The organism is Micromonospora sp. NPDC047730 (assembly GCF_043204765.1).
Lineage (GTDB): Bacteria > Actinomycetota > Actinomycetes > Mycobacteriales > Micromonosporaceae > Micromonospora.
The window spans coordinates 1-5,795 of sequence record NZ_JBIDCU010000054.1; the positions used below are offsets into that span (position 1 = coordinate 1).

The 5,795-nt window shown below is 75.0% G+C and carries 3 protein-coding genes; all 3 read left to right on the forward strand.

Annotation, left to right across the window (positions count from 1 at the left end; all coding sequences use genetic code 11):
- Positions 1-1,614: acyltransferase domain-containing protein (locus ACGF5G_RS35580; RefSeq protein ID WP_393271277.1), on the forward strand; the 1,614-nt coding region annotated here is incomplete at its 5' end.
- Positions 1,611-4,925, forward strand: a complete 3,315-nt coding sequence (locus ACGF5G_RS35585; RefSeq protein ID WP_393271279.1) for an amino acid adenylation domain-containing protein — start codon at positions 1,611-1,613, stop codon at positions 4,923-4,925. The genes ACGF5G_RS35580 and ACGF5G_RS35585, both read left to right, overlap by 4 nt.
- Positions 4,903-5,795: polyketide synthase (locus ACGF5G_RS35590; protein WP_357465146.1), on the forward strand; the 893-nt coding region annotated here is incomplete at its 3' end. The genes ACGF5G_RS35585 and ACGF5G_RS35590, both read left to right, overlap by 23 nt.

Genomic DNA, 5,795 nt, shown 5'->3' on the forward strand with positions numbered 1-5,795 from the left:
TTGGCTGATGTGGCGTACACGTTGCAGGTGGGTCGTCGGCATTTCGAGCGGCGGCGGGCGGTGGTCTGCCGCGACGCCACCCAGGCCGCGGCGGCCCTCACCGGAGCGGACCCCGAGCGGCTGCTGACCGGCCGGGCCGGCGACCTCCCACCCGCCCTGGTGTTCCTCTTCCCCGGCGGCGGCAGCCAGTACGTCGGCATGGGCCGCCAGTTGCACGCCACCGAGCCGGCCTTCGCCGAGCACCTCGACCGCTGCGCCGACCTGGCCGTCCCCCGGCTCGGCTACGACCTGCGCGAGGCGGTGCTCGCCCCCGACGGCGACCCCCGCGCGGCGGAGATCCTCGACACCACGGCGGGCCGGCTGACCGCGCTGTTCGCCGTCGAGTACGCGCTGGCCAAGCTGTGGGAGTCCTGGGGCGTGCGCCCGGAGGCCATGCTCGGGCACAGCAGCGGCGAGTACGTGGCCGCCTGCCTGGCCGGCGTCTTCGACCTCGCCGACGCCATCGACACCGTGGCCCTGCGCGGCCAGCTCATCGACCGACTGCCCGACGGCGCCATGCTCGCCGTCAACCTCCCCGAGCACGACGCCGCCCGGTACGCCGGCGACGACCTCGACGTCGCGGCCGTCAACGGACCCGAGCAGACCGTGCTCTCCGGGCCGGCCGCCGCCGTCGAGGCGGCCCGGGCGGCGCTGGACGCCGACGGGGTCCGCGCCAAACTGGTCCGGGTACGCCAGGCGGCGCACACCCGGATGCTCGACCCGCTGCTGGGCGAGTTCGCGGCGCACATGGCCACGGTCACGTTGCGTCCCCCGCAGGCGCGGGTCGGGTCCAACGTCACCGGCACCTGGCTCACCGCCGCCGAGGCCACCGACCCCGGCTACTGGGTGCGCCACCTGCGGGCCACCGTCCGCTTCGGCGACAACCTGCGCGCCGCCGCCGCCTTGCCGGACGCCGCGTTCCTGGAGGTCGGGCCGGGGCACGCGCTCGGCACGATGGCCCTGGCGATGAGCCGGGCGGCCGGCGCCGAGACCACCACCTCCATCGTGGCCTCCCTGCCCGCCGCCGGCGAGCAGGACGAGAACGAGACGCTGCTGAGCGCGCTGGCCCGGCTCTGGCTGGCCGGGGCGGCGATCGACTGGGCCGCCTTCTCCGCCGGCGAGCAGCGGCGCCGGGTGCCCCTGCCGACCTACCCGTTCGAGCGTCGCCGCTACAGCCTGCTCAACGGGTCGACGCCCGCCGCCCAGGAGGCGCCGGCGACGGCCGGGCCGAAGCACGACCGGCCCGACCTGCCCACCGAGTACGAACCACCGCGCACCGAGATCGAGGAGACCGTGGCGCAGGCGTGGCGGGAACTGCTGGGCTACCGGGAGATCGGCGTCTTCGACGACTTCCTGCTGCTGGGCGGGGACTCGCTGCTCACCGGCCGGCTGGTCGCCCGCCTCCAGGACACCTTCCAGGTCCCGATCACCGTCGCGGAGGCCTTCGCCCGGCGCACCGTCGCCCAGCAGGCCGACCTGCTCCAGGACCGGCTCCTCGCCGAGCTCGAAGGGCTCTCCGACGCCGACGCCGAACGGCTGATGAGCGAGGCGGACCCGTCGGAGGCGGGGCGATGACGGCGACCCGCGGCACCACCGCCACCTCGATCCCGCTCCGGCCCCCCGGGCGGCCCGCCCCACTGTCGTTCCAGCAGCGCCGGCTGTGGTTCCTGGACCGGCTGGTGGGCCGGGACGCCGGCGTGCACAACATGGCGATCACGCTGCGCCTGTCCGGCCCGCTCGACGTCGCGGCGCTGGACCACGCGCTGCGCCTGATCCGCACCCGGCACGAGGCGCTGCGCACGACCATCCACGACGACGGCGACGAGCCGGTCCAGGTGGTCGAGCCGGTCGACGACACCCCGATCGAGACGCTGGACCTGACGGCGGTGCCCGACGACCGGCGTCCGGCGCGACTCGACGAGACCGTCGCCGCCCGCGCCCGGGAGCCGTTCGACCTGCGCCGCCCGCTGATCCGTACGCTGCTGGTCCGCCTCGCCGCCGACGAGCACGTGCTGCTGGTGACGATGCACCACATCATCGCCGACGGCTGGTCCGGCGGCGTGCTGGCGCAGGAACTGGCGGAGGGCTACGCGGCCCTGCTGGCGGGCCGGCAGCCGCGGCTGCCCCACCTGCCGTTGCAGTACCCCGACTTCGCGGCCTGGCAGCGCGCGTACCTGACCGGGCCGGTCCTGGAGCGGCAGCTCGGGTACTGGCGGGACCGGCTGGCCGGCGCGCCGCTGGTGCTGGACCTGCCCACCGACCGGCCCCGGCCCGCCGTGCAGAGCCACCGCGGCGCCACCCTGCGGCTGGACCTGCCCGCCGACCTGGCCGCCGCCCTGCAACGGTTCAGCCGCGCCGAGCAGGTCAGCCCGTTCATGCTCGGCCTGGCCGTCTTCGCGGTGGTGCTGTCCCGCTGGTCCGGCCAGCAGGACCTGGTCATCGGCACGCCGGTGGCGAACCGCACCCGACCCGAGCTGGAGCACCTGTTCGGCTTCTTCGCCAACACCCTGGCCCTGCGTACGCGGCTCGACGGGGAGCCGACCCTCCGGCAGTTGCTCGACCGGGTGCGCGGCGACCTGTCGGCCGACTTCGCCCACCAGGACGTGCCGTTCGAGATGCTGGTCGACGCGCTGCACCCGGTGCGTGACCTCAGCCGGCACCCCGTCTTCCAGACCCTGTTCAGCTGGCAGGACGAGCCGATGCGGCCGTTCCGGACCGGCGAGCTGGTCGTCACGCCGATCCCGCAGCACAGCGGCAACTCCCAGTTCGACCTGTCGTTCTACGCCCACCGCACCGGCGACGACGCGGTCTTCTGCATCGTCGAGTACGCCACCGACCTGTTCGACGCCGACACGGTGCGGGGGCTGGCCGACCAGTTCGTCGTCGCGCTGCGGCACGCCGTGGCCGACCCCGACCGGCCGGTGGCCCGGCTGCCGCTGCTGGACGCCGCGCAGCACCACCGGGTCACCGTCGCCTGGAACGACACCGCCGTGCCGGTGCCCACCGCCTGCGTGCACGATCTCGTGACGGCGCAGGCCGCCCGCACCCCGGACGCGGTCGCGCTGACCTGCGGCGGGCGGGCGCACAGCTACCGCGAGCTGGACGAGCGGGCGGAACGGCTGGCCCACCGGCTGCGCGCGGCCGGCGCCGGCCCGGGCCGGCTGGTCGGGGTCTGCCTGCCCCGCGGCGCCGACCTGGTGGTGGCCCTGCTGGCGGTGCTGCGCTGCGGGGCGGCGTACCTGCCCCTCGACCCGGCGCACCCGGCCGGGCGGCACGCCGACCTGCTGGACGACGCCGCCGCCGAGCTGGTGGTCACCGCCGACGAGTGGGCCGACCGCTTCCCCGGCCGGCGGACGTGCCCGCCGTACGCCCCGGCCGACGATCCGGCGCCCACCGCCCCGCTGCCCCGGGTCGACCCCGACGCGCCGGCCTACCTGCTGCACACCTCCGGCTCGACCGGGCGGCCGAAGGGCGTGCTGGTGCCGCACCGGGCCGTCGTCGACTTCCTGGTCGGCGTCCGGACCTGCCCGGGCCTGCTGCCGACCGACGTGGTCCTCGCGGTCAGCACCATCTGCTTCGACATCGCGCTCTACGAGGTGCTCGCCCCCCTCACCGTCGGCGCGCACGTCGTCCTCGCCACCGAGGACGACGTCCGCCAGGGCGACAGCCTGCGCCGGCTCGTCCGGGAGCACCGGGTGACCGTGCTCGACGGCACGCCCTCCACCTGGCGGCTGCTGGTCGGCGCCGGCTGGGCGGGCGGCGACCTGCGGCTGGCGGTCTCCACCGCGGAGGCCCTCACCCCGGAACTCGCCGAGCAACTGCTCGACCGGTGCCCCGAGGTCTGGAACATGTACGGCCCCACCGAGACGACGGTGTGGGCCGCCGGCCACCGCGTCCGGCGCGGCGAGCGACCCGTCCCGATCGGCCGCCCCACCCCGAACACCCGGCTGTACGTGCTGGATGCCGCCGGCGAGCCGGTGCCGCCCGGCGTGCCGGGGGAGCTGTACGTGGGCGGCGCCGGGGTGGCGCACGGATACCTCGGCGCGCCGGCCACCACCGCCGCCCGCTTCGTGCCCGACCCGTTCGGCCCGCCCGGCACCCGGTTGTACCGGACCGGGGACGTGGTGCGGCTGCTCCCCGACGGCGTCGTCCAGTACCTCGGCCGCACCGACAACCAGGTCAAGCTGCGCGGCTACCGCATCGAGCTGGGCGAGATCGAGGCGACGCTGCGCCGGCACCGGTCGGTCGCCGACGTGGCGGTCCTGCTGGAGGGCGCCGACCCGGTGCGCCGGCACCTGGTGGCCTATCTGGTGGGTCGGGGAGACGACGCCCCGGACGCCGCGGAACTGCGGTCGTGGTGCGCGGCCACGCTGCCCGCGTACATGGTCCCCGCCCGGTTCGTCGCGCTGCCGGCACTGCCGCTGAACAGCAACGGCAAGGTGGACCGGCGGGCCCTGGCGCAGACGCCCGGCACGGACCTGACCGCCGGCGCCGCCGGGCCGGGCGTGCCGCTGGGGGCCACCGCCCGCCGGGTCGCCGAGGTGTGGCGCGACCTGCTGGGCCGCGACTGCGGCCCGCACGAGAACTTCTTCGACGCGGGCGGCCACTCGCTGCTCGCGGTCGAACTCCAGCGCACCCTCGCCGACCGGTTCGGCGTGGACGTGGCGCTGCTGACCATCTTCGAGGTCCCGACCATCGTCGGGCTGGCCACGTACCTCGACGCGGCGGCCGGTCCGGCCGCCGCCGCGCCGGCCGGTGCTGTACCGGCCATCGACGCGGAGTACGGCCGCCGACGGCGGTCCGCTCACCGGCTCCGGCCACGAACCGGCCCGGCCATCCACCAGCCACCGAGAGGGGAAGCCCATGACGCCGGCCCGAACCGCTGAGACCAACCCGGGCACCACCACCGCGGACCTGCCCGAGGAACTGGAGAACGCCCTGGCGGTGGTCGGCCTGGCGGGCCGTTTCCCCGGGGCGTCGAACGTGGCGGAGTTCTGGCGGAACCTCTGCGCCGGGGTGGAGTCGGTGACGTTCTTCTCGCCGGAGGAGTTGGCGGCGGCGGGGGTGCCGGAGTCGGTGTACTCGCATCCGTCCTATGTGCCGGCGAAGGCGCGGTTGGACGGCGTGGAGTTGTTCGACGCGGAGTTCTTCGGCTTCAACGCGCACGAGGCGGAGATGACGGATCCGCAGCACCGGTTGTTCCTGGAGTGTGCGTGGGAGGCGTTGGAGGACGCGGCGTACGACCCGGCGCGTTTCCCGGGCCGCATCGGCGTCTACGCCGGCCAGTCCATGAACACGTACTCGCTCTACAACATGATGCGCAATCCCGCGCTGGCGCAGGCGTTCTACCTCGACTACCTGCCCATGATGATCAGCTCCAACGACGACTTCCTGGCCACCCGGGTCGCGTACAAGCTGGACCTGCACGGCCCCGCGATGACGATCCAGACGGCGTGCTCGACGGGGTTGGTGGCGATCCACCAGGCGTGCCAGTCGCTGCTGGCGGGGGAGTGCGACATGGCGTTGGCCGGCGGCGTCGGGGTGAAGATCCCGGAGAACGTCGGCCACGTCTACCGCGAGGGCACCGGGCTGTCCCCGGACGGGCACTGCCGGGCCTTCGACCGCAACGCGAGCGGAATCGTCGGCGGCAGTGGCGTGGGTGTCGTGGTGTTGCGGCGGTTGGTGGATGCGGTGGCGGCGGGGGATGTGGTGCATGCGGTGGTGCGGGGTTCGGCGGTGAACAACGACGGTGGTGG

What these genes read in the sequence shown, in the direction of transcription:
- ACGF5G_RS35585 (WP_393271279.1), top strand. Translation starts at nt 1,611, where the DNA reads ATGACGGCGACCCGCGGCACCACCGCCACCTCGATCCCGCTCCGGCCC.